Below are 24,372 nucleotides of genomic sequence, written 5' to 3'. Positions count from 1 at the left end.
CGCTCGACGGGCCGGGCCGGATGGTCGCTATCGCAACCGGATGGTCATGTTGGGGCGATCGACCGGCGTGTCGTCGAACCAGCGCGCGGTGACGGTCTTCGTTTCCGTGTAGAACCGGACCGCCTGCTTGCCGTAGACGTGCTGATCGCCGAAGAAGGAGTCCTTCCAGCCAGTAAACGAGAAGAACGGCAAGGGCACCGGAATCGGCACGTTGATTCCCACCTGCCCGACTTCGATCTCGCGCTGGAACCGGCGCGCGGCGCCGCCCGATGACGTGAAGAGGGAGACGCCGTTGCCGTAGGGATTGCCGTTGACCAGCACAATCGCATCGTCCAGCGTTTCCGTGCGGGAGGTGACCAGCACCGGGCCGAAGATCTCTTCCCGGTAGATCGACATCTCGGGGTTGACGTCGGCGAAGAGCGTCGGGCCGACCCAGTTGCCGTCGGGATAGCCATCCACCGTGCAGCCGGCGCCGTCGAGCACGCACCGCGCTCCCTCGGCCTTGCCCCGGTCGATGTAGCCGAGGATGCGCTCCCGGGCGGCGCGGGTGATCTGCGGGCCGTAGGCAGCGCTCGCATCGTCCCAGGGGCCGGGACGTACCGCGGCCATGGCGTCCTTCAGGTCGTCGAGCCAGTCCGCCGCCTCGCCCACCAGCACGGCGGCGCTGATCGCCATGCAGCGCTGGCCGGCGGCGCCGCAGGTGGCGCCGACGAGGCTGGCGATGGCCTGGTCCTTGTCGGCGTCGGGGAGGATCACGAGGTGGTTCTTGGCGCCGGCGAGCGCCTGGACCCGCTTTCCGTTCGCGGCGGCGCGGGTGTAGATGGCCCTGGCGACAGGCGCCGAGCCGACGAAGCTGACGGCGCGCACGTCCGGATGGTCCAGCAGGGCCTCGACCTGCGGCTTGCCGCCATGGATCACCTGCACCAGCCCGTCCGGGGCGCCGGCTTCGGTGAGGAGCTCCATCAGCCGGTTGGGGACCGTCGGATCCTGCTCGGACGGTTTCAGCACGAACGTGTTGCCGCAGGCGACGGCGAGCGGAAACATCCACAGGGGCACCATGGCGGGGAAGTTGAACGGGGAGATGCCGACGCAGACCCCGACGGGCTGCACGAGGCTGTAGGTGTCGATGCCCCGGGCGACGTTCTCCACCGTCTCGCCCATCATCAGCGAGGCGATGCTGCAGGCGTGCTCCACGACCTCGATGCCGCGCCACACTTCGCCGCGCGCATCCTCCCAGGTCTTGCCGGTATCGCGGCAGAGCAGGCGGGCGATGTCGTCCTGATTCTTCTTCAGGATGTCCTGGTAGGCGAACAGCAGCCGCGCGCGCTCGGGCGTCGGCACGTCGCGCCAGGTCCGGAACGCCGCCTTCGCGCCCTGGACCGCGTCGTCCACCTCGTCGGTGGTGGCGAACGGAACCTCGCAGATGACTTCCTGCGTGGCGGGATCGGTCACGTCGATGCCGCTCGCGCGGCTGTCGACCAGGCGACCGTTCACAAAGAGCTTGAGTTTCAACGGCGGGCGCGCTGCTGTTTGCGCCGGCTCGCGACCGTCACCTCGCCGAAGCGCTTCCGGAAGCGATCGACGCGGCCTTCGGTATCGACCAGTTTCTGCTTGCCGGTGAAGAAGGGATGGCAGGAGGAGCAGATCTCCAGGTGGAGCTGCTGCTTGGTCGACCGGGTCTTCCAGGTGGCGCCGCAGGCGCACCGGACGTCGACCTCATGGTATTCCGGGTGAATCTCGACCCTCACGCTCTCTACCTCCGCTCCCTGTACAAACGAACATTATAGCAGCGGCAACGCTGTCCAACCGGGATGCCTCGCCGCTCGAGTGTGGCGGATCGCACCACGGGCCTCCTGGCGCCGCTACCAGTCGTATGCCAGCGACCCGATGACGCTCAGGCCAGGGCTGGAATAGCGATCGATGACGGGGTCGTTCGCAAGGCGGCCGCGGACGTTCCACCACTCGAAGTAGGTGCTGTTGGTCAGGTTGAGAGCACCCAGACGCAGCCGGAGATCGTCGGCAAGTGACACGAAGCCCACCAGGTCGACAACCTGATAGGCCTGAGGGGCAAACTGATTCTCTCCGGGCGCGCCCTGGTACGACTCGACCAACCGGATGGACAGTTCGCCGCCCCAGCGGTTCGATGGCGGGGCGTACCGGATGCCCACCACGCCCTCGTCGGGCGCGATCGATCCGAGTGGCGTCTGGGTGGCGATCGGCGCCACGGCGGCGTCCTTCAGGATCTCGGCGCCCTCGATCCATGCGTAGCTGCCGCGGAGCATCAGGTTGTCCGTGAGGTACGCCTCGCCGCGCAACTCGATTCCCTGGATCTCCGCCTCCTCCAGGTTCTGACTCTGGAACTCGAGCAACCGGGTCATCGAATTGAAACCGAGTTGGGTCAGCTCGATGAAGTTGTCGTACCAATTGGAAAACGCGGTAAAGCCGAAACTGGCCCGCTCGAAAGAGGTCCGGATTCCCACCTCGAGGTTGTCGCTCGTCTCGGCGAGCAAATCGGGGTTGGAAAGGGTTGTGTAGCTGGCGCTCGGGTTCGTAAAGCCGGTGTTCACGTCGCTGTAGGGGGGCGCCCGGAAGCCGCCGGCGTACTGGGCATGCACCGTTACGACGTCGGATACACGGGCGGCGATGCCGAGCTTCGGCGATATCGCCGTGTCGGAGAAGTCCGACGCCGGCGGATTGAGGCTGGCGACGTAGACCGGGTCTGCCTGGTTCGCGTCGAGCGCATAGTGATCGATGCGAACGCCGGGCACCAGGCTGAATCGGCCGAACTGCAGTTCTCCCTGCAGGTACGCGCCTCCTTCCACCACCTCGCTCTCCGGGAAGTACTTGGTCGGCAGGATCAGGTCGGTCGGGATCGGGTCGCCGGTGACGGCGTGGGTTTCCGTCCGGTCGCGCAGTATGTCGAAGTAGTCGGTCTTGTAACTGGCCCCGAACGTGAGGAGCATCCCGTCGTCCTGGTTGCCGATCCACTGCTGGCCCTGGGTCGAGCCGCCGTAGCCCGCCTGCTCGTAGGTGAGCGTGCCGTGGCGCAACAGCGGGACCGGCGGGCCGGCGCCGAACGTCAGCCGCTCGCGGTCGACGGTCTGGGCGGTGTCGTTCGACTGGACGTACAAACGCCACGATATTGAATCGAGCCAGCCGCCCAGCAGCCTGTGGTCGAGCGACGCGCGTGTGCGAGCCTGGGTATCGAGGGCATTCGACGTGACCGTGTTCCACCGGAAGGGTCCGAGGTAGACCATTCCCTGATCCGACAGCCACTCCGTGTCGACGCGCGTGTCGTACCGCTCCATCGCCACGCGCCAGACGTTGCCCGGCGAGGCCGTGTAGACCAGCTTGGCGAGGAACTGCGCCCCGCGGACATCCTGCGGATTAGGCACGGTACGGGTGTTGTCCTGCGTCTCTACGGTACCCATGTTCCGGATCTCGTGTCCGCGGTTCACGCTCGTGAAAAGCGATCCCTGCAGCCGGTCGTTGCCGCCGGCCAGTGAGATGTTGCCGCTCACGTCGTTGGCGCGGCCGTCCCACGTCGTCTTGGCGCCGACGTGGAAGTTCCGGCCACGAAGGTAGTCGGCCGGATCCTTTGTGAAGAGCGAAACGACACCGCCGAGCGCGTCGCTGCCGTAGAGCGCCGAATTGGCGCTACGGACGATCTCGACGGACTTGAGGGCATCCACATCGAGACTGGCCTGATGCACGCTGAACGGCGCGAAGTCGAACTGCTCCGACATCTGGACGCCGTCCACCTGCGTCATCACGCGGTTGCCGCCGATGCCGCGGATATTGAAGCCGTTCAAGCCGAGCCGGGTGACGTTACTCTCGATGTAGACGCCCGGCTCGTACTTGACGAGGTCGGCGAAGTTCTCGGCCAGGCGTTCCTGGATCGTGTCGGCGTCGATTACCGACACCATGCCGGGCGTATCGCGCACCGGTGCGGGCCGGAGCGTCGCGCTGACGGTTACGGAGTCCAGGAATGTGAGCGGATCGTCGGTCGTCTCCGTAGCGTCGGCTTCCTGCTCGCTCTCGGCCTGCGCGCCCGCGGCTTCCTGCTGGGCCAATGCCACGAAGGGTTCCGCGAGGGTTACGACGAGAGCCCAGAGCAGGGCGACGCTGAGCGCGGGGACGTCGCGTGCCCCACCGGCTCGGCCTGTTAACACCATGTTGCTTTGCTTCCCATAGTTTACGGTGGCGCGCCACGCGGTGGCGGTTGGCCGGGTGTCGCTCAGGCGTCGAGCATCGCGGCAAGTCCGGCCAGAACGGGGCGGACTCCTTCGCCCGTCCGGCTGGATAGCGGGAAGACCTCAACGCCAAGCGCCGTTGGGTGGGCGCGCCGGGCGGCGGCGAGCGCGCTCCGGGAGAGCCGGTCGATCTTGGTGGCGACGACCGTGATCGGGGAACCGATGTCCTCGAGCCAGGCGAGCGCGTCCCGGTCACTGCCCAGGCCGGGGTGGCGCGCGTCGACGACCAGCAGGGCGCCGGCAAGCCAGGCCGTGCCGACGGGCCGGTCCGCGGTGTCCGGCCTGGCCAATTGGCTGAAGAAAGTGCGGGTCAGCTCGTCGAACTGACGCCGGGCGTTCCCGCCTCCCCGCGCGTAGCCGTAGCCGGGAAGGTCGGCCAGGGTCACGCGTTGCGGCTTGCGTCCCGGTTCGCTGGTGTGCAGCGCGTAGAGATTGGCGAGTCGAGTCGTGCCCGGTTTCTGGCCGGCGCGGGCGATGCGGCGGCCGGTCAGGGCGTTGATCAGGCTCGACTTGCCCACGTTCGAGCGGCCGACGAGGGCTACCGTCGGCCCGCAGTCGGCGGGCAGCCGCCCATCGGCCGGCACGCTGGTGACGAAGGCGGCGTCGAGGATCTTCACCGGGCGGTCCCCCGGGCCCGCCGGGTATCAGTGGGTGGTCTGATCCTCCGCGACCGGCTCCACCTTTTCGGCTTCGAGGGCCGGAAGCTTGGGGGTGGGATTCTCGGTCAGGGCGAGCTTCAGCACCTCGTCCATGGTGTCGACCATGTGGAGATCGACCGCGTCGAGCACGGACTTCGGGATGTCGGCGAGATCCTTCTCGTTGTCCCTCGGCAGGATGATCGTCTTGAGGTTCGCCCGGTGGGCGGCGAGCACCTTCTCCTTGACGCCGCCGATCGGCAGCACCTTGCCCCGGAGCGTTATTTCGCCGGTCATCGCGACGTCGCGCCGTGTTGGTATGCGGGTGAGGGTCGAAACGAGCGCGGTCGTGATCGTGATGCCGGCCGACGGGCCGTCCTTCGGAATGGCCCCCTCCGGGACGTGAACGTGGACGTCCGTCTTCCGGTTGAACTCCTTCGGAATACCGAACTCCTCCGCTTTCGCCCGTACGTAGCTCATCGCCGCCTGGGCCGACTCCTGCATGACGTCGCCCAGCTTGCCGGTCAGCGTCAATTGGCCGCGGCCCGGCATGAGCGTGGACTCCGTCAGCAGCAGCTCACCGCCAGCTTCGGTCCACGCAAGGCCGGTCGCGATGCCGATCTCGTTCCGCTCCCCGGCATCGGTCGGCCGGAACTTCGGCACGCCGAGATACTCGGTGATCGACGTCGCGTTCACTTCGGTGCTGAACGTCGTTCCCTGGTCGACCACCTGGCGGGCGACTTTCCGGCAGACCGAAGCGATCTCGCGCTCCAGATTGCGAACGCCCGCCTCGCGCGTGTAACGGCGGATGATCGTCTCGTAGGCATCGGTAGTGAACGTGGCGTTGTCCGTCGTCAGGCCGGTTGCCTTGAGCGTCTTCGGCAGGAGGAACCGCTTCGCGATCTCGGTCTTCTCGAGTTCGGTGTAGCCCGACAGTTCAAGCACTTCCATCCGATCCCGGAGCGCCTGCGGCACCGTGTGCAGGACGTTCGCCGTGCAGACGAACATGACGTGCGACAGGTCGTACTCGACGTCGAGGTAGTGATCGAGGAAGGTGTTGTTCTGCTCCGGATCGAGCACCTCGAGGAGGGCGGCCGACGGATCTCCGCGGAAGTCCATCGACATCTTGTCGACCTCGTCGAGCAGGAAGACCGGGTTCATCGTTCCCGCCTTCTTCATCATCTGGATGATCTGACCCGGGAACGCGCCGATGTAGGTTCGCCGGTGACCCCGCACTTCAGCCTCGTCGCGCACGCCGCCGAGCGACAGCCGGACGAACTTGCGCCGCGTCGCCCGTGCGATCGACTTGGCGAGTGATGTCTTCCCGACTCCGGGCGGGCCGGTCAGCGTCAGGATCGTCCCTTTCGGCTTCTTGACCAGCGAGCGGACCGCGAGGAACTCCAGAATGCGGTCCTTGATCTTGTCCAGGCCGTAGTGATCTTCGTTCAGGATCTGCTCGGCGCGCTTCAGGTCGCGGCTCTCGCGTGTCTTCTTGAACCAGGGAACCGCGATCAGCCAGTCGAGATAGTTGCGTGAGACGGTCGCCTCCGCTGACATCGGCGGCATCGCCTCGAGGCGCTTCAGTTCCTGCAGCGCCTTTTCCTCCACGTCCTTCGGCATCTTCGCCTTCTGGATCTTCTTGCGCAGGTCGTCCACTTCGTTGCCGCGATCCTCCTTGCGACCCAGCTCCTTCTGGATCGCCTTCATCTTCTCGTTGAGGTAGTACTCCTTCTGCGCTTTCTCCATCTGCTTCTTCACGCGGGACTGCACTCGGCGGTCGACCTGGAGCTTCTCGACCTCGCCGTCGAGAATGCTGCCGATACGCGTAAGGCGCTCGAGCGGAGAAACGATCTCGAGCAGATTCTGCTTTTCGTCGACGCCGATCGCGAGGTGGCCGGCGATGGTGTCGGCCAGCTTGCTCGGGTCGTCGACCCGAACCGCGTTGATCATCGTCTCGTACTGCGGGTTGTTCGACAGCTTCACGTACTGTTCGAACTGCGAGCTGACCTTCGCCATCGCTTCGTCGAGATCGTCGGCTGAATCACGGCCTGCCGCGAGCACCTTGACGACTACGCGATGGAAGCCCTTGTCGTCTTTCCACTCGATCGCCCGCGCGCGATCGACGCCCTCGACCAGTACCTTCACGTTGCCGTCGGGCAGACGCAGGCTCTGGACGATGTTGGCGATGCACCCCATCGTGTAGACGTCCTGGGGGCTGGGATCGTCGTTCGCCGCGTCGCGCTGCGCCGCGAGGAAGATCCGCTTGTCACTCGCCAGCGCGTACTCCAGCGCCCTCGTGGACGAGGGGCGTCCGACAACGAACGGGATCATCATGTGCGGGAACACGACGACGTCCCGTAGCGGCACGATCGGCAGGGTTTCGTAAGACTCCATAAGCGTGTAACGTTCCGGCCGCCTTATCCGGCCTTTTCGATCAGCGTGAGCGACGGATCCTGGGCCAACACCGCGTCACGCGTGATGACGCACTCGGTCACCTTCTTGTTGCCTGGCAACGTGAACATGATATCGAGCATCAGGTCCTCGATGATCATGCGGAGGCCACGCGCACCGATCTTTCGGCTGAGCGCCTGCTCGGCGATAGCCTCGATGGCGTCGTCCGTGAACCGCAGCTTCACGTTTTCGTACTCGAACAGCTTCTGGTACTGCCGAGTGATGGCGTTTCGCGGTTCCGTCAGGATCTGGATCAGGGCTGCCTTGTCCAGCTCGTGCAGCGTCCCCTGCACCGGCAGCCGGCCGACGAACTCGGGGATCAGACCGAACTTGATCAGGTCCTCCGGCTCGACCTGCTGCAGCAGCGTGCCGACGTCGGCCTGACGGGCCGAGCGGATGTCGGCCCGGAAGCCGAGAGTCTTCCGTCCCAGCCGCCGCTGGATCTGCTTGTCGAGGCCGACGAACGCGCCGCCGCAAATGAACAGCACGTTGGTCGTATCGACGTGGAAGAACTCCTGGTGGGGATGCTTGCGTCCGCCTTGGGGAGGCACGTTGGCGACCGTCCCTTCGAGAATCTTGAGCAGCGCCTGCTGCACTCCTTCCCCCGAGACGTCGCGGGTTATGGACGGGTTCTCGTCCTTCTTGCAGATCTTGTCGATCTCGTCGATGTAGATGATCCCCTGCTGGGCCTTTTCGATGTCGCCGCCGGCGGCCTGCAGCAGCTTGAGGATGATGTTCTCGACATCCTCGCCGACGTACCCCGCCTCGGTCAGCGTCGTCGCGTCGACGATGGTGAAGGGAACCGACAGCAGGCGGGCGAGTGTCTGCGCGAGCAGCGTCTTGCCGGTGCCGGTCGGTCCGATCAGCAGGATGTTCGACTTGTTGAGCTCGGGATCGTTGCGGCTCCGGGACTGCTTCTGGATCTCGACCCGCTTGTAGTGGTTGTAGACGGCGACCGCGAGCTTCTTCTTGGTCACCTCCTGGCCGATGACGTACTGGTCGAGGAACTTCTTGATCTCGCCGGGAACCGGCAGTCCGGAACGAAGCCCGCCCTTGCTGTCGAACCGGGCGTCGTCAGCGATGATGTCGTTGCAGACGTCGACGCACTCGTCGCAAATGAAGACCGTGGGGCCCGCGATCAGCTTGCGGACGTCGTTCTGATCCTTGTTACAGAACGAACAACGGAGGGTCTCGCTCTCGGACTGCTTGGCCATCACGGTGCGTCAGCCGGGCGCCTCGCCGCTCTCGGTGTGACGCGGAGTTTCACCACGGGCTGCTAGGCGCGCTGGCGAATCACGTCGTCAATGATACCGTATTCGCGCCCCTGCTCGGAGTTCATGATGTAGTCGCGCTCGGTGTCCTCGGCGATCCGATCGAGCGGCTGGCCGGTGTGCGACGAGAGAATCTCGTTCAGTCCCTGCCGCATCCGGAGGATTTCCTTGGCGTGAATATCGATGTCGGTGGCCTGTCCGCTCAGCCCTGTCATCAGCGGCTGGTGGATGACGATGCGGGAGTTCGGCAGCGAGAAACGCTTCTTCGGCGTGCCCGCCGCGAGGAGCACCGCCGCCATCGAAGCCGCCTGCCCGATGCAGGTGGTCTGCACGTCGGGCTTGATGAACTGCATCGTGTCGTAGATGGCGAGGCCGGCGGAGATCGACCCGCCGGGGCTGTTGATGTACAGCATGATGTCCCGGTCCGGATCCTCCGCCTCGAGAAAGAGCATCTGCGCAATGATCAGATTGGCCAGGCCATCGTCGATGGGGGAGCCGATGAAGACGATGCTGTCCTTCAGCAGGCGCGAGTAGATGTCGTAGGCTCGCTCCCCGCGGTTGGTCTGCTCGACCACCATCGGGATGAGCTGCGCGTGCTGATCAGGCATGGATGATCGTAGCACGCGACATCAGGAACTCGACCGCCTTCTCGCGGCGCAGCCCGGACTGCAGGCGGGCCTTTCCCCCCTGCTTTTCGAGCAGCGCACGGGCCGCGGCGGGGGTCCGCCCCGATAGTTTCGCCTGACGATCGATCTCGCGGGTGACGTCGTCGTCGTTCGCTTCGATCGACTCGCGCCGGGCGATCTCGTCGAGCACCAGCGTGCTCCGCACCGCGTCGGTGGCCGACGGGCGTTGCTGTTCCCGGAAACCCTGCCAGTCGACCGGCGCCTTGCGCGGATCGACACCCTCGGCGGCCATGCGCTGCACAACCTGCTCGATGCGGCGGTCCAGCTCGCGCTCCACCAGCGCCGTCGGAACGTCGACGGTGACCCGGTTGGCGAGCTGGCGCAGCAGATCGCCGCGCACCTCCTGGCGCGCGTCCTGCTCGGCGGCGGCTTTCAGGTCTTCCTCGATGCGGGTGCGGAGCGCGGCGAGGTCGGCGAAATCGCCCAGGCCCTGCGCGAACGCATCGTCCACGTCCGGGAGCACCGGCTGGTTGAGGGCGGTTACCTTGATGTCGTAGGTCACTTCACGGCCGGCGAGCCGCTCTACCGCATCGTTCTCGGCGTGGGTGACCGTGAACGAACGGGCGTCATCCACGGACAGGCCGGTCAGTTCGGCATCGAAGCGGGGCGGGTTGACATCGCTTCCGATCTCGATCCGAACGCCGTCGAGATGCTCGGACCCCTTCCCGCCCTTGCTGTCGGCCAGGCGCCGGTCGAGGTCGAGGGTGACGATATCGCCACGGGCTGCCACCCGGCCCTCGACCGGTTCGAGGCGGCCGGCGCGCTGCCGTAGCCGTTCGATGGCTTGATCGATGGCCTCGCCCTCGACGTTGACCGGTGACTGCCGCAACGTGAAGGCCGTGTAGTCGCCCGGATCGATGGCGGGCAACGTCTCGAAGAGCGCGGTGAAGGTGAGCGGCTTGCCTTCGTCTACCTCGACGTCGCGGATCTCGGGGGTGGCGACGGGTTGAATCTCCTCGTTGTCGATTGCCTCGTCGACCGCCTCACGCACCAGATCCTCGGCCACCTCGCGGAGGATCTGATCGCGAAAACGGGTCCGGATCACCTTGGCCGGCGCCTTGCCGGGGCGGAATCCCTGCAGCTTCGCCGTCCGGCGGTAACGGTTCGAGAGCCGGTCGATCGCCCGATCGACCCGGTCGGCCGGGATCTCGACCGTCATCTGCTTCCGGCAGGCGCCGACGTCCATTACTTCGGTTTTCATGATTTACCGGGTGCGGGGTGGTGAGGGCGCGCAGGTTGGTGCGAAAGGGGGGATTTGAACCCCCATAGCCTTGCGGCTACCGGATCCTAAATCCGGCGCGTCTGCCAATTCCGCCACTTTCGCATGGGTAGCCGGCCCCAGCCTAGCACGTCTGCTACGATCCCGACATGGACGCGTCGCTGTCCGCCGCACAAGGGGTTGTCGACGGGCAGGAGGCGTTCGCCGCCCGCGCGAGAGCGATCGTCGACCGCCAAGAGGCGGTCGAGGCCTACCGCAACAACCGCGCCCGGACGCAGGCGCTCTTCGACCTGCTGACGCCCGACGCGTACTACGCGCATCCGATCCCGCTTCGGCATCCGGTGGTCTTCTACGACGGCCATATTCCCGCTTTCGCGGTCAACGCACTGCTGAAGCGCGGCCTGGGCCATCCCGGGATCGACAACGATCTCGAGATGCTCTTCGCGCGGGGCATCGACCCTGCGGATCGTTCGGCCGCCGCCAGCTCGGCCCGCGACGCCTGGCCGTCGCGCCATGCGGTGGAGCGTTATGTCGCGAAGGCCGACCAGGCCATTCTCTCCGCCCTCGCTTCGGGGCCGATCGAGGGGACGGCGAACGGGGTGGTCCGGCGCGGTCAGGGGGTCTTCACGATCCTGGAGCACGAGGCGATGCACCAGGAGACGCTGCTTTATATGTGGCACTGGCTCGAAGGGTCGCAGAAGCGCTGTCCTGCCGGCTACGAACCGGTTGGGCTCGATGCGCCCGCGCCGCCGCAGGAGGAGATGGCGGCAGTGCCGGCGGGCCGGACGACGCTGGGTGCGCGGATCGAGGACATCCCGTTCGGCTGGGACAACGAGTTTCCGGAGTGTCCGGTCGATGTGCCCGCGTTCGCGATCGATGTCCATGACGTCACCAACGCCCGGTTCCTCGAGTTCGTCGAGGCGGGTGGCTACACGATGCGGTCCGTCTGGTCCGAGTCGGCCTGGGCGCGGCAGCAGGGTTCCGGTCGCGCCCACCCCCGTTTCTGGGAACGCGAGGGCGAGCGGTGGTACTGGCGCGGCATGTTTCATTGCGTACCGCTCCCGCCCGCCTGGCCGGTCTGGGTCACGCACGACGAGGCGTCCGCCTATGCCCGCTGGCGTGGGCTGCGGCTTCCGACCGAGGCGGAATTCCACCGCGCCGCCTACGGCACGCCGGCGGGAACCGAACGGACGCATCCGTGGGGCGAGACGCTGCCCGCGGCCGCGCACGGCAACTTCGACTTCCGGCAGTGGGATCCGGTGCCGGCTGGATCGCACCCGGTCGGCGCGAGCGCCTGGGGCATTCAGGACCTCGTGGGCAACGGCTGGGAGTGGACGTCGACCGCCTTCGACGGGTTCCCGGGCTTCGAGGCGATGGCCTCCTACCCGGAATACTCGGCGGACTTCTTCGACGGGGACCACTTCGTGGTGAAGGGTGCGTCGCCCGCGACTCCCGCCGGTCTGATCCGCCGCAGCTTCCGGAACTGGTTCCGTCCGTACTATCCCTACATGTACGCCACGTTCCGCTGCGCCCGGGACGACGCGTAGCCGCGGAATGGTGGAGGGCTCGGCCGGCGCGGCGGCGACGGAACGGCGGCAGGGCCTCGAAGCCGCCAGACTGGCCACTGACGTCGTCGACGGGCTGCGGCGGCAACCGAAGCAGATCCCGCCCTTCTATCTCTATGACGCCCTCGGGTCGCAACTCTTCGAGGCCATCTGTGAGCTGCCGTGGTACCCCATCACGCGGGGGGAGTGCGCGCTCCTGGCGCGCGAACGGGATGCCATTCTGGACCGCCTCGACACGCCGGCGACCTTGGTGGAGCTGGGTGGCGGGAACGGCGAGAAGCTGGCGATCCTGGCCGAGGGTTTCGCCTTGGCGGGACGCACGGCCGACGTCCACCTGATTGACATCTCCGCGACCGCTCTGGAGCGGGCGTGCCAGACGGTCGCCCGCTACGGGACGGTGAGGGTCCATGGCCATCGCGCGGAGTACGCGGCCGGGCTGCGGGAGGCGACCGCACGACTCGAGCCGAACCGGTCGGCGATGGTGCTCTTCCTCGGGTCCAACATCGGCAATCTGCATCCCGATGAGGCGGATCGCTTCGTCGCCGAGATCCGTGAGGGTCTCCGTCCGGGCGACAGCTTCCTGCTGGGCGCCGACCTGGTGAAGCCGGAAGCGGATCTCATCATTGCCTACGACGATCCGCTCGGCGTCACCGCGGCGTTCAATCGCAATCTGCTGGTTCGGTTGAACCGCGAGCTGGACGCCGACTTCGACGTGGAGCAGTTCACCCACCAGGTGGTCTGGAACGCCCGGCGGTCGCGAGTCGAGTCGTACCTGGTGAGTCAGGCGGACCAGACAGTCTGCTTCCGGGAGATCGACTGTTGCATCCGGCTGGACGAAGGTGAAGGTATCTGGACCGAGAGCTCCTACAAGTACGAGCCGGAGCAGATCGTGGACCTGGGAGAGCGGGCCGGTTTCGTCCGGCGGGCACAGTGGATCGAGGAGGAGACGCGGTTCGCGCTGACGCTGTTTGACGTGGCATGACCGATCCGGCAGCCGATCATCGGGCGATGGGCGGAATGAGCGTGCGGTATCTCGTGGCCGCCGCCTGCCTCGTCATCATCATCGCCGGTCTCCGCGCGGCGGCGGAGCTGATCCTCCCGTTTCTGGTCGCGGTCTTTCTGGCGATAGTGAATGTCCCGGTGATGAACTGGCTGGTCCGGATGAAGGTGCCGAAGCCGCTGGCCGTGCTGGGGACGATCCTGATGGCGGTCACCGTGATCGGGGCGCTGGTGGCGGTGCTCGCGGGATCGATCAACCAGTTGACCGCCGCGGTGCCGGCCTACCAGGCGCGGCTGGGCGAGCTGGCGGAATCGCTGATGGGGGTCGGTGCGCGGTTCGGTCTGCCGGTGGAGCAGTGGACGTCGCTCGACCTGGCCCCGTCCGGGGTGTTCGACCTCCTCGGCGGGGTCATCGGAGACACCGTCCGGGCCGTCGGCGCGTTCCTGTCGAACACGTTTCTCGTGCTGCTGACGGTGATCTTCATCCTGTTCGAGGCGGCCGGTTTCAGCCGGAAGATCACCGCCGCTTTCGGCGCCCCGCGCGAATCGTTCAGCCAGTTCACCCGCATGGCCCAGCAGGTGCAGACCTATCTCGTCGTCAAGACCGCCATGAGCGCCGCAACCGGCCTCACCGTGGGGATCTGGGTGGCGCTGATGGGCCTGGACTTCCCTCTGCTCTGGGGGGTGCTGGCCTTCCTGTTCAACTTCATCCCGACGCTTGGATCGATCGTGGCCGCGGTCCCGGCCGTGATGCTGGCGATCGTGCAGTTCGGGCCGGGCCGGGCGGCGGTAATCGCGGCAGGCTACCTGGCAATCAACGTCATCTTCGGCAACGGCATCGAGCCGACGCTGATGGGCCGGCGCCTCGGCCTGTCGACGCTCGTCGTCTTCGGTTCGCTCGTCTTCTGGGGCTGGGTCTGGGGCCCGGTCGGCATGCTCTTCTCCGTGCCCCTGACCATGGCCGTGAAGATCGTCCTGGAGAACAGCCGGGAGTTCCGCTGGGTTGCCATCCTGCTCGACGCCAACCCGGCTCCCCAGCCGGCGGCGAAGGAGTGACGCGGGCCGCGCCCGCTCAAACCGAGGTCGACGGGGCAGGTGCAGGACAAGCGCTAGCCGGCGCGGTCGGCCCCTTCGTCACGCACGGCCCGTAACGACTTCAACGCTTCGAGGTGCTCAACGTACGCCGCCCGCGCCGCCATGAACTCGGCGTGCGTCAGTCTCAATTCTTTGGAGATCTTGCGGGCCTCGCCTTCCTCCGCCACCGTGATCGAGTCGTCAGCCGCCGACACCGCGAATACGCACTCCAGCAACTCGACCCGCTGCTCCGGCGTCGACAGTTCCCGGAACTCCTGCGTGATCGTGTAGTTCTGCGTGCCGCCGAACAGGCGCACCTGGTGCCGCGCCATCTCCACCACCAGCACCGCCTGCGGCTCCGGCAAATGGCCCAGGACGCGGACGATCTCCTCCATCTTGCGCTTTTCGGCGTCGCTCACCCCCGCGTCCGCATGCGCGGCGCGCCCGAGGACCCACGCGAACGTCGCGAGATACCGGGCGCGCGATTCCGGTAGCGCTTCCAGCTCCTCGACGATGTGGCGAACGACATCCGCCTCCGCCGACTCGTCGCGCGCCGGAGGGGCGCCGCCGGTTAGACCGAGGAAGTCGAGAATAGGCATGGTGATCAGCGTACTCCGGTTGCAAGCCTCTCGACGAATGCCTCGGCGACGCTGGCCGGCGCCTCGCCGTCCTGGTCCACTTCCCGGTTCATGGCGCGCATCGCTTCCGCGTCGATCGCACCATCGAGCTGCCGGATCGCCTCGACGACGTCCGGCGCGTCACGGGCGAGGCGCGAACCCGTCAGAATGATCGTGTCGTAAGGGGGGATGGCTTCCCGGTCGTCGACCAGCAGATGGAGGTCGTAGGCGGTGATCCGGCCGTCGGTCGAGTAGGCGCTGATCACGTCGACTTCGCCCGTCGCCGCCGCCTCGTACATCAACGTCGGGTCCATGGTGCGCAACTCGGCAAAAGCGAGGCCGTAGCTGTCGCGGAGGGCCGGCCACTCGGTGCGAATGAAGAACTCGTAGTCGCTGCCGATCGACAGTTGCGGCGCGACCGGCACGAGGTCGCTGATGGTTTCGAGGGCCATCCGTTCGGCATCTGGGGTGCGGACCGCCAGAGCGTACGTGTTCTCGAAGCCGAGCGTAGCGGTGAGCGCGATGTCGCGGCTCTCGACGAAGCCCTGCACTTCAGCCAGCACGGCTTGCCGACGGGGTATCACGCCGTCGGCGCCCCGGCCCATGATGTTCGCCCAGACCGTCCCCGTGTAGTCGGCGTACAGGTCGATTTCGCCGGCTTCCAGAGCGTCGAACGTAACGGTCGACCCCAGCGCCTGCACAAGGCGGGTCGGCCGGCCGGTCTGGCGCGTGATCCAGCGCGCCATCGCCTCGCTCAGGATGTACTGCTCGGTGAAGCCCTTCGCGCCGACTACCACCGGCCGGTCGCGCCCACCGAGAAACGGCGCCGCGAATGTCGCGCCGGCGTAGGCGTAGAGGACGGCGACGGCAGTCAGCGCCGCGACGAGCACGCCGCGGCGGCGCGCGGCGAGAGACACCTCGATGGCGCGGACCAGGCCGTCGAGCAACAGGGCAAGGCCGGCCGCGGCAACACAGCCGACCAGCACCGCGACCGAGTTGCGCGTCTGGAGTCCACTGAAGATGTAGTTGCCGAGACTGGTTGCTCCGACCGGCGTCGAGAGTGTGGCGATGCCCACCACCCAGACGGTGGCGGTTCGCATGCCGGCGACGATCACCGGCATCGCGAGCGGCAGTTCCACGCGCGTCAGTTGCTGCCGCGACGTCATGCCGACCCCCTGCGCCGCCTCCTTGAGCGCCGGGTCGATCCCGGCAATCCCGGTCACCGTGTTCCGAAGCACCGGCAGGATTCCGTAGAGCGTGAGGCCGATCGCCGCGGGCAGGAAACCGATGCTCTGGAGGTCGAGCGCGGCCAGCACCGGCACCATCACCGCGAGCAGGGCCAGGCTCGGCACTGTCTGAATGACGCCGGCGACGGCCAGGGCGGGCTGTTCCAGCCAGGCGATGCGCGTTGCGGCAATGCCGAGCGGGACGCTGATGGCCGTCGAGAGCAGCAGGGCGAGCAGCGTGAGCTGCAGATGCGCCGTCAGGTAGCCCGGCAGCAGGGCGAGCTGTTCACTCAGCATGGCGCGCCCGTCCCGCCATCGGCGGGCCCACCGTTCCCGGCGCCACCCTCGCCGGCGCCCGCGATCAGTGCGTCTACCGCCGCCGCCTGACGCCGGGGCGTGCTCATCATCCGTTCCACGTACGGGTCCGCCGGTTGCGTGAGCAGCTCCTGCGGCGTTCCTACCTGCACGAGCCGGCCGTCCTGCATTACCCCAATCCGGTCACCCAGGGTGAGCGCTTCGGTCATGTCGTGCGTCACGAACAGCGCCGTCAGGTTCAGCTCTTCCCGGATCCGGAGGAACGACGCTTGCAGCCGTTCGCGCGTCACCGGATCGAGCGCGCCGAACGGCTCGTCGAGCAGCATCACGCGCGGCTCCGCGGCCAGCGCCCGCGCCACGCCCACCCGTTGCTGCTGGCCCCCCGAGAGTTGTCGCGGCCACCGGTCGCGCAGGGCGGGATCGAGTTCGACCAGGCGGAGCAACTGGTCGACCCGGGCCGCGATCCGGTCCGCCGGCCAGTCGAGCAAGGTTGGCGTGACCGCGATGTTCTCGCCGACCGTCAGGTGCGGGAAAAGGCCGATTCGCTGGAATACATAACCGATGCGGCGGCGCAGTTCGTGCGGCGGCAACGTTGCGGCGTCGACACCGTCCAGGTGTATCGAACCGACCGTCGGTTCGATCAGCCGGTTGATCATCTTGAGCGTGGTGGTCTTGCCGGATCCGGAGCCGCCGAGCAGGACCACCAGCTCGCCCGCGCCGACGTCGAGGGTCAGGTCATCGACGACCGCCGTGGCGCCGTAGCGCTTCGTCAGGCCCATGGCCTGAATCATCGGCGGGGATGGGCCAGCCATGGCGAGACAGCCAACAGTAGCATGTGCGAATGAGATACAAGCTGGGCACCCTACGCCAGGTACGCATACAGGCGTAATTCTTGTTCTGTGTGACGCTTGGGGTGCTGCTGTTCTACAGCGTCGCGGGGCCTGGCACGTCCACGTGGTTGCACACAGCCCTGTCAGTCGGTGTGGCCTTCTGGGTTTCCAGTGGCATCGCGGCCGAGAACAGGTTGATACGCCACCTGAAAGTACTGGAGCGGGAGCGAGAAGAGCCTGACTCGACGATGGAGATGCTGTGTGAAGCGGCGGTGTTGTATCCGATCGGGTGCTGTGTCCCGCTCAACATCTTCCTGTTCTATTGGCTGTGGTAGGGAGCGTGGCCAACGCGGTATTTCACCACGGGCTCCTAGTGGTAGTTTTCTGCTGTCTGGCTCAAAGGGCACGCAATGGCATTAGTAGATTGTGATGGCACTAGATTTTATGAGTGCCATTTTCCTCTACAAATGGCAATTGCTGGAAAGCTGGTAGATCCCTTTGGGAATGGCAATCCGTAGTGCCGGCGTGGACACCGGCGCACCGTTAGATGCCGGCCTGGAGGCCGGCGCACCATGCCGGCGCACCGGCTAGACGCCCGAAAGGTGCTTGACGGCGCCGGTGCTGTCGCCGAGCGACTCGATCGGCACGTCGAGCTTCTCGAGGAGCGCGACCTGCAGGTTGGTGAGCGGCGTTTCCTCGACGACCCGCAGGTGGCGTCCGCCCTTGATCCGTCCCGCCGCACCGCCGGCGACGAGGACCGGCAGGTTGACGTGCAGGTGCTGGTTGCTGTCGCTGATGCCGCAGCCGTACTGCATGAGCACCTGATCGAACAGCGTGCCGTCGCCGTCCGGCGTCGCCTCAAGCTTCTCGATGAAGTAGACGAGCTGCTCGATGTGATGCCGGTTCAGCTTCGCCAGCTTGACTATCTGCTCGGGCCGGTTCTGGTGGTGTGACATCCCGTGATGCGGATCCGGGATCCCCAGCTCGGGATAGGTGCGCGGGCTCACCTCGCGCGACATCATGAACGTGCTGACCCGCGTCAGATCGGCCTGGAAGGCGAGCACCTGCAGGTCGAACATCAACCGGGCGTGCTCGGCGAACGTGTCGGGGATGCCGCCCGCGGGACGCGCCAGTTCCGGCAGTTCCCGCTCGCTCTGCGCCTCGGCGAACTGGATGCGCCGTTCGATGTCGCGGATGGCGTCGAGGTACTGCGTCACCTTGGTGCGGTCGCCGGGACCGAGCTGCTGCTGGAAGTCGGCCACCTCGTGCACGAGCGAATCCAGAATGCTGCGGTCCTCCTGGATCCGCGCGAGGCGCGCTTCGGGCGTCGTGCTGTCGGTGTCGCCGAACAGCCGCTCGAAGACGGCGCGCGGCTGGTTCTCCATCGGGAGCGGGTTGGTCGGCGTCCGCCACGACAGCGTGTTCGCGTACGCGCAGCTCCAGCCCGCTTCGCAGGCGCCGATCAGCTCGTTCGGGTCGATCGCGAGTTCCAGGGACGCGAGCATCGTCTCGGTCCCCAACTTCTCGGCCGCGATCTGATCCATCGACTTGCCGGCCCGAATGTCCGGGCCGTCGGTCTTCTTCGGGTGGATGCCGGTCAGGAAGGTGGCGGCGGCCCGGACATGATCGCCGGTCCCTTCGCCCGGCAGCGGGAAGGCGGGCGCGTCGGCGAGGCCGCTCACCACGAGCAGGCGGTCCTTGAACGGAGTGAGCGGCTCAAGCGTCGACGGCAGGTCGCCCAGGGCGCCCTCGGTCGCCGGCGTCCACTCCTTCATGATGATGCCGTTGGGAACGTAGCCCGTGAAGAACCGCTGCACCGGTTTCGCGGCGGTGTTCCGCACGGCGGCGAAGGCGGGGACCATGCTGTCGAGCAGCGGAAGGGCGAGCGTGGCGCCGACACCGCGCAGGAACGTGCGGCGGTGCAGCGCGAGGCCGGTCACCGGGGTAGCGCCGCGCGACGGCACGACGGGCGACTTCGGGACGTTCGGCTTCGGAAGCGTCATGGCTCGGCTGATCTCCTCATCTGGAACGGCGTACTCTGGACGATACCGGCGATGAGTGCTGACCAACGATACTCCTCCTCCGCGGCGGCGTCCACAATGCCGCGAACGGCGGGGCCATCGAACGATTCCACGCCTCGTCCGACGGCGTAAGTCAGCAGTTTCTCCGCAACGGTCGTGACGAAGTTCTCGCCCCGGTCGACGAACGCCTGCCGGAGCGTCGCGGGGCCGTCGACCGCGGCGCCGTCGGTCAACGTTCCGCTGGCGTCGATCGGATCGCCCCCGTCGCCCGCGTCGCGCCACCGCCCGATGCCGTCGAAGTTCTCGAGCGCGAAGCCGAGCGGGTCCATGATTCGGTGGCAACTCGCGCAGGCCGGGTTGGCCCGGTGCGCCTCCAGCCGCTCCCGCACGGAACGCGGGGCGACGCCCGGCTCGTCGTTTTCCTCGAGCGCCGGGATGTCGGGCGGCGGTGGTGGCGGCGGCGTGCCGAGCACGTTCTCGAGCAGCCACTTGCCGCGCAGCACCGGGGAGGTGCGGTGCGCGTAGGACGTCACCGTCAGCAGGCTCCCCTTGCCGAGCAGACCGCGGCGGGCGTCCTGCCGTCCGTCGAGTTCCACCTGCCGGAAGTGGTTGCCGTAGATACCCGGCATCCCGTAGTGCCTCGCCAGACGCTCGTTGACGAAGGTGTAGTCGGCGGTCAGCAGGTCGAGCACGCTGTGGTCGTCCCGGATCTGGCTGTCGAGAAAGAGCGTCATCTCACGCTCCATTGCCTCGCGGAGGTTCGCATCGAAGTCCGGGAATGCCTGCGGGTCGGGTGTGACCAGCCGGATGTTCCGGAGGTAGAGCCACTGCCCGCCGAAGTTGTCGACGAGCGCCCTTGCGCGTGGGTCGGCCAGCATCCGGCGGACCTGTGCGCCGAGCACGTCCGGGTCCCGCAGCTCGCCCCGCTCGGCGGCCGACAGGAGCTCGTCGTCCGGAATGCTGCTCCAGAGGAAGAAGGACAGGCGCGAGGCAAGCTCGATGTCGGTAATCGGGTACGCGGCGCCGGGCGCGACGCCTTCCGGGTCCGACTCACGACGGAAAAGGAAGTCCGGGCTCACCAGAATGCGTCGGAGGGCCATCTCGATGCCGGCTTCGAAGTCCCCCTGCGCCCGCCCCTGCCGGTAGAAGTCGAGCAGCATCGCCATGTCGTGGCCCGTCACGGGACGGCGGAACGCCAGCCGTGAAAGTTGCGAGACAATCTGGGACGCGCAACCGATCTCGTCCATTCCGGGGTCGGGGCGGCACGAGAAGATGCGCCGGCGCGGCGGTGTGTCGCCCCGGCCGGTCGTCTCGTACGGCCCGCTCACCTCGACGTTGGCGATGGCCGGCGGGATGGTCTGGTCGCCGGCGTATTCGTAGCTCGTGACCCGGTAGTCGGGGCGCAGCATGCCCTCGAGGTAGGCGGTCTGATCGACGAAGCTGACGCCGAGCGTGGCCGGTCCGGCCTTCGCCGTGAAGCGGACCTGCTGCCCGTCGTCCGGAACGTTGCGCAGGTCCCGGCGCACTTCCTCGCCGTTCTCGTCGAAGATCGGTCCGCCGACGGTCAGGGTGTCGATCAGTTCGCCGTCGAGCCGAATCTCGAGCTGATGCTCGTCGAGGAGGCCACGCACCTCGCCGTCGTAGGTCCGCAGCAGGAAGATGCGCACCGTGTAGTCGCCGTCGAGCGGGAAATAGTGCTCTATGGCCAGCCCGCCGCGGGAGCCGAAGGGCAGTTCGTCGCTGACGCGCTGGTCCTGGCGCAGGTGCTTGTCGACCTCGTAGACGTCGGTGGTGGGCTGCAGCGAGACGTCACCAACCGCGAGGCGGCTGATCTTGCGCGCCGCGGCAAGATAGCGTTCGGTCAGCATCGGCGACATCGACAGGACATCGGCGATGTTGTCGAAGCCGAATCCGGAATCGTCGGGCGGAAGCAGCGTCGGCGCGTCGATTCGGAGGTCCAGCAGATCGCGGATCGCATTGGCGTACTCCGAGCGGTTCAAGCGGTGGACTGCGTGGCGGCGGCCCGGGTTCGGGTTGCGCGCCGCCGCGTTATCGACACGGTCCTCAAGCCAGGCCGTGAACGCCTCGTAGGTCGTCTCGTCGGGGCGCGGACGCTCGGCTGGCGGCATGGATCTGGTCTGGAGTTTACGGATGACCTTTTCCCAGGTTTCCGCCTCGTGGGGATCCTCGCCGGCGCGGGCCAGGTCGAGTCGCTGGAGCGTCAGGCCGGCGGTAAGCGTCCGGTCGTTGTGACAGCCGACGCAGTAGCGGTTGAGCAGTTGGCGGTACTCCGTCGCTTCGGCGCCGCCGGTCGAAGCCGGGGTGCCCTGGGCCGCGGCGGGGCCGGCGGCCAGGCCGCTAGCAACGAGGGCGCCCGTCAGTACGGCGGCGGTGATGCCGGGCCGTACGCAGGATGATCGCCGCTTCGGCATGACGCGCATGTATACCCCTGCCGGGTGCTGAAGAAGCCTTGTAACGGGCTGAGTATCAGTGCATTATCATGACGTGTTTCGGGGAGGTCAAGCGGGCGGGGGCGACCCTGGCGACCGCTTGTGAAGGCACTGCACCGGAGAGGTCAGACATGAGTGACCGGCGTCGTTGCGTCCCGTCGTTCATCGCGGCTGCGTTTCTGCTTCTGGGAGTTGCCGCCTCGGCCGCGCCAGCCGAACTGCCGCTGATCGAGGCCATCAGGCTGGGCGATCTGCCACGTGCGGAACGACTCGTGGCCGGCGGAACGGACGTCAACCTGCCCCAGGGAGATGGCGCGACGGCGCTGCACTGGGCGGCGCACCGGGACCACCTGGATGCGGCCCGGTTGCTGCTGGGCGCCGGAGCGCGGGTCGATGCGGCGGATGACCATGGCGTGACGGCGCTCGCGCTCGCCGTGCTCAACGCAAGTCTGCCGATGGTGGAACTGCTGATCGATGGCGGCGCGGACCCGAATCTGGCCCGCGTTACCGGCGTCACGCCCCTCATGACGGCGGCGCGCGTCGGGAACGTTGACGTAGTGCGCCGGCTGCTGGCGGCGGGCGCGGACCCCACCGCCGCGGAATCGCTGCGCGGCCAGACGGCCCTGATGTGGGCGCTCGCCGAGAACCACACCGCGGCGGCGAGTGTCCTCCTCGAGACGGGGGGCGGCGCGACGACGCGATCGACGAACGGCTTCACGCCGTTGCTGTTCGCGGCGCAGCAGGGGAACACCGAGGTGGCCCGCCTTCTGCTCGCCGCCGGCGCCAGCGTCCATGAATCGGCGCCCGACGGGATTGGCGGCGACACCAACGCGCGCGTGCTGTTCCGTGAGGATACCGACGCTTCGGCCCTCCTTGTCGCCATCGACAGCGGCCACGCCGAGATGGCGCTGTTTCTGATCGAGCGGGGCGCCGACCCGAACCACGCCGGCGCCGGACGAGCGCCGCTCCATGCTGCGGTTCAGCGGCAGATGCCGGACGTGGTGCGCGCGTTGCTCGCGGCGGGCGCCGCCCCGGACGCCCGCCTGGAGGAGCGGCTGCCGTTCGTGTCGCGCCGAATCACGCAGGCGAATGGCCTCACGCCGAAGACCGAGGGTTCGACGCCGTTCCTGCTCGCGGCCAGTTTCGGCGATGTCGAGATCATGCGGATCCTGGTGGAGGAAGGAGGCGCCGATCCCTTCCTGACCACCGTCGACAACACGACCTCGTTGATGGTCGCGGCCGGCGCCGACTATGTGGAAGGGCAGGACAAGTACGGCTTCCGCTCGTATCCCGCCTACTACGAGACGTTGCAGCGGCGCGCGTTCGAGGCGGTCAAGTACTGCCTGGAACTGGGTCTCGACTTGAACGCGGTAAACGACGACGGCCAGACGCCGCTACACGGCGCCGTCTATATGGGCGGGACGCTCATCGCGCCGTACCTGGTGGAGGAGGGGGCCGAGATGGACGTGATCAACGGCCGCGGCCAGACGCCCTGGATGATTGCCGCGCAGGGCGAGTACCGCGCGGGGTCCTTTTACCGCCACGAGGAAACGGGCGAAGCGCTGGCGGCGCTGGGCGCCGACACGACGATCGGTTTCGACCTCGGCGTCGACTGGCGGAAGATCGTCGAGGAGGAGCAGGAAGCCGCTGCTCAACCCCAACGCTAGGAGCTTGCGACTCAGAGTCTCGCGCCAGCGAAACTCCCGATGCGCCCGCAGTGGCGCGCGAGCCTGGTGCGCCGGGCTCCAGCCCGGCATCCTTGCTGCTAGTCCCTGACGTACTTGTGAAGCGCCGGCCTCACGGTATCGGCGACGTAGATATCACCTGACGGCGTTATCGTCATGTAGTGGGCTTCGCCGAACTCGCCCAGCCCGCGGCCCGGCTGTCCGGTCGCGCCGACCGCCTTGCCGTTCTCGTCCAGCTCCAGGATCTCGCCGGCGAAGCCGCTCACCATGTACATCGTCCCGTCGCTGTTGATGAAGAGCCCGCACGGCAGGCCCTTGTAGGCCCACTCCTTCACGTAGGTCCCCTCGCTGTCGAAGATCTGCACGCGGCGGTTCTGCCGGTCGGCGACGTAGATCAGCCCTTCGGCGTCCACGACGATCGAGTGCGGCGTGTCGAACTCGCTCGGCCCGGTGCCGGGGCCGCCCCAGTTGTGGATCAGCTCGCCTTCCGGATTGAACTTGAGCACCCGCGGCACGCCCTGGCCGTGGCCGACGAGGACGTAGACCTCGCCTTCGAGGCCAATCGCCAGGTCCGTCGGTTCCTCGAGGAGCGGCGTGTCGTCCGAGTCGATCGTCATCAGGATGTCGCCCTGCGGATCCATCTTGCGGATGGTGTCGCCGTTGACGTCGGTGGTCCAGATGTGTCCCTCGCCGTCGATGCGCATGCCATGCGGCCGGTCGTACTGCCCCTGCCCCCACGACCGGATGAACGTGCCGTCCGGTTCGAACTCCATCAGTGGGTTCGGGCCACGGTTGAACACCAGCAGCCGGCCCGTCGACGTCCAGCCGACGCTGGAAGGCGCGCCCATCTCGACGTTGGCGGGAATCTGCAGTCCGGTCTCGACCGGGTGATAGCCGAGGTGCGGCGCATCTTCCATCTGCGCCGGATCGGGCCCGTCGAGGATCTGCGCGCCGGCGAAGGCGGCCCCGCTGAAGAGGATGAAAACGGCGGCGGCGAACGTCCGGATCAGGCGAGTGTCTGGCAGCATGGCAGCTCCTCGGGATGTGTCCGTCAATGCGCCGCATTGTAGCACCG

19 protein-coding genes and 1 tRNA gene are annotated in these 24,372 nt (G+C 67.1%); 5 read left to right on the top strand and 15 right to left on the bottom strand.

Annotation, left to right across the window (positions count from 1 at the left end; all coding sequences use genetic code 11):
- Window positions 1–27 precede the first annotated feature (27 nt).
- From F4Y45_14135 to F4Y45_14095, 9 genes are all read right to left on the bottom strand, one after another.
- Window positions 28–1,512 (bottom strand): CoA-acylating methylmalonate-semialdehyde dehydrogenase, encoded by a 1,485-nt coding sequence (locus tag F4Y45_14135; GenBank protein ID MXY25641.1) that lies wholly within the window; start codon window positions 1,510–1,512, stop codon window positions 28–30.
- Window positions 1,509–1,748, bottom strand: a complete 240-nt coding sequence (gene rpmE, locus F4Y45_14130) for a 50S ribosomal protein L31 (protein ID MXY25640.1) — start codon at window positions 1,746–1,748, stop codon at window positions 1,509–1,511. The genes F4Y45_14135 and rpmE overlap by 4 nt, the downstream gene beginning before the upstream one ends.
- Before the next feature lie 114 nt (window positions 1,749–1,862).
- Window positions 1,863–4,175 carry a TonB-dependent hemoglobin/transferrin/lactoferrin family receptor gene (locus tag F4Y45_14125; GenBank protein ID MXY25639.1) on the bottom strand — a complete coding sequence of 771 codons (2,313 nt, stop codon included), beginning with the start codon at window positions 4,173–4,175 and terminating at the stop codon, window positions 1,863–1,865.
- A gap of 62 nt (window positions 4,176–4,237) precedes the next feature.
- Window positions 4,238–4,870: a ribosome biogenesis GTP-binding protein YsxC gene (gene ysxC, locus F4Y45_14120; protein MXY25638.1), complete on the bottom strand. Its 633-nt coding sequence runs from the start codon at window positions 4,868–4,870 to the stop codon at window positions 4,238–4,240.
- A 27-nt stretch (window positions 4,871–4,897) separates the two neighbouring features.
- On the bottom strand, window positions 4,898–7,282 hold the full coding sequence (locus tag F4Y45_14115) for an endopeptidase La (GenBank protein ID MXY25637.1): 2,385 nt from the start codon (window positions 7,280–7,282) through the stop codon (window positions 4,898–4,900).
- Window positions 7,283–7,305: 23 nt separating this feature from the next.
- Window positions 7,306–8,553 carry an ATP-dependent Clp protease ATP-binding subunit ClpX gene (gene clpX, locus F4Y45_14110; GenBank protein MXY25636.1) on the bottom strand — a complete coding sequence of 416 codons (1,248 nt, stop codon included), beginning with the start codon at window positions 8,551–8,553 and terminating at the stop codon, window positions 7,306–7,308.
- A gap of 62 nt (window positions 8,554–8,615) precedes the next feature.
- Window positions 8,616–9,218, bottom strand: a complete 603-nt coding sequence (locus tag F4Y45_14105) for an ATP-dependent Clp protease proteolytic subunit (GenBank protein MXY25635.1) — start codon at window positions 9,216–9,218, stop codon at window positions 8,616–8,618.
- Window positions 9,211–10,497: a trigger factor gene (gene tig, locus F4Y45_14100; GenBank protein MXY25634.1), complete on the bottom strand. Its 1,287-nt coding sequence runs from the start codon at window positions 10,495–10,497 to the stop codon at window positions 9,211–9,213. Before tig ends, F4Y45_14105 begins: the two co-directional genes overlap by 8 nt.
- A 36-nt stretch (window positions 10,498–10,533) precedes the next feature.
- A tRNA-Leu gene (locus tag F4Y45_14095) sits at window positions 10,534–10,620 on the bottom strand.
- Window positions 10,621–10,664: 44 nt separating this feature from the next.
- On the opposite strand from F4Y45_14095, the gene egtB reads away from it, so the two are divergent.
- The 3 genes from egtB to F4Y45_14080 are packed head-to-tail and all read left to right on the top strand — an operon-like array spanning window position 10,665 to window position 14,135.
- Window positions 10,665–12,062, top strand: a complete 1,398-nt coding sequence (gene egtB, locus F4Y45_14090; protein ID MXY25633.1) for an ergothioneine biosynthesis protein EgtB — start codon at window positions 10,665–10,667, stop codon at window positions 12,060–12,062.
- 7 nt (window positions 12,063–12,069) lie between these two features.
- Complete coding sequence (egtD, locus tag F4Y45_14085; GenBank protein MXY25632.1) at window positions 12,070–13,062, top strand: L-histidine N(alpha)-methyltransferase; 993 nt, start codon at window positions 12,070–12,072, stop codon at window positions 13,060–13,062.
- Entirely contained in the window at window positions 13,059–14,135 is a 1,077-nt protein-coding gene (locus tag F4Y45_14080) for an AI-2E family transporter (GenBank protein MXY25631.1), read from the top strand. The genes egtD and F4Y45_14080 overlap by 4 nt, the downstream gene beginning before the upstream one ends.
- Before the next feature lie 53 nt (window positions 14,136–14,188).
- Here the strand turns inward: F4Y45_14080 and F4Y45_14075 are convergent, their stop codons facing one another.
- The 3 genes from F4Y45_14075 to F4Y45_14065 are packed head-to-tail and all read right to left on the bottom strand — an operon-like array spanning window position 14,189 to window position 17,102.
- Window positions 14,189–14,752 (bottom strand): hypothetical protein, encoded by a 564-nt coding sequence (locus F4Y45_14075; protein ID MXY25630.1) that lies wholly within the window; start codon window positions 14,750–14,752, stop codon window positions 14,189–14,191.
- 5 nt (window positions 14,753–14,757) lie between these two features.
- Window positions 14,758–16,293 carry an ABC transporter permease subunit gene (locus F4Y45_14070; GenBank protein ID MXY25629.1) on the bottom strand — a complete coding sequence of 512 codons (1,536 nt, stop codon included), beginning with the start codon at window positions 16,291–16,293 and terminating at the stop codon, window positions 14,758–14,760.
- Window positions 16,287–17,102 carry an ABC transporter ATP-binding protein gene (locus F4Y45_14065; GenBank protein ID MXY25628.1) on the bottom strand — a complete coding sequence of 272 codons (816 nt, stop codon included), beginning with the start codon at window positions 17,100–17,102 and terminating at the stop codon, window positions 16,287–16,289. Before F4Y45_14065 ends, F4Y45_14070 begins: the two co-directional genes overlap by 7 nt.
- A gap of 122 nt (window positions 17,103–17,224) precedes the next feature.
- Between F4Y45_14065 and F4Y45_14060 the strand changes: the two genes are divergently transcribed.
- Window positions 17,225–17,476 (top strand): hypothetical protein, encoded by a 252-nt coding sequence (locus F4Y45_14060; protein MXY25627.1) that lies wholly within the window; start codon window positions 17,225–17,227, stop codon window positions 17,474–17,476.
- 252 nt (window positions 17,477–17,728) lie between these two features.
- Here F4Y45_14060 and F4Y45_14055 read toward each other — a convergent pair whose 3' ends face one another.
- Complete coding sequence (locus F4Y45_14055) at window positions 17,729–19,144, bottom strand: DUF1552 domain-containing protein (protein ID MXY25626.1); 1,416 nt, start codon at window positions 19,142–19,144, stop codon at window positions 17,729–17,731.
- Window positions 19,141–21,603, bottom strand: coding sequence for a DUF1592 domain-containing protein (locus tag F4Y45_14050; protein MXY25625.1), 2,463 nt, complete (start codon window positions 21,601–21,603; stop codon window positions 19,141–19,143). Before F4Y45_14050 ends, F4Y45_14055 begins: the two co-directional genes overlap by 4 nt.
- 59 nt (window positions 21,604–21,662) lie before the next feature.
- Here F4Y45_14050 and F4Y45_14045 point away from each other — a divergent pair, with 59 nt between their 5' ends.
- A complete protein-coding gene (locus F4Y45_14045) occupies window positions 21,663–23,279 on the top strand; it encodes a hypothetical protein (protein MXY25624.1) in 1,617 nt (538 codons plus the stop codon).
- A 98-nt stretch (window positions 23,280–23,377) separates the two neighbouring features.
- Here the strand turns inward: F4Y45_14045 and F4Y45_14040 are convergent, their stop codons facing one another.
- Entirely contained in the window at window positions 23,378–24,325 is a 948-nt protein-coding gene (locus F4Y45_14040) for a hypothetical protein (protein ID MXY25623.1), read from the bottom strand.
- Window positions 24,326–24,372 lie beyond the last annotated feature (47 nt).

This window comes from Acidobacteriota bacterium, assembly GCA_009838525.1.
Classification (GTDB): domain Bacteria; phylum Acidobacteriota; class Vicinamibacteria; order Vicinamibacterales; family UBA8438; genus VXRJ01.
Note: the sequence above shows the minus strand (reverse complement) of the source record. Positions and strands in the feature narration are given on the sequence as shown.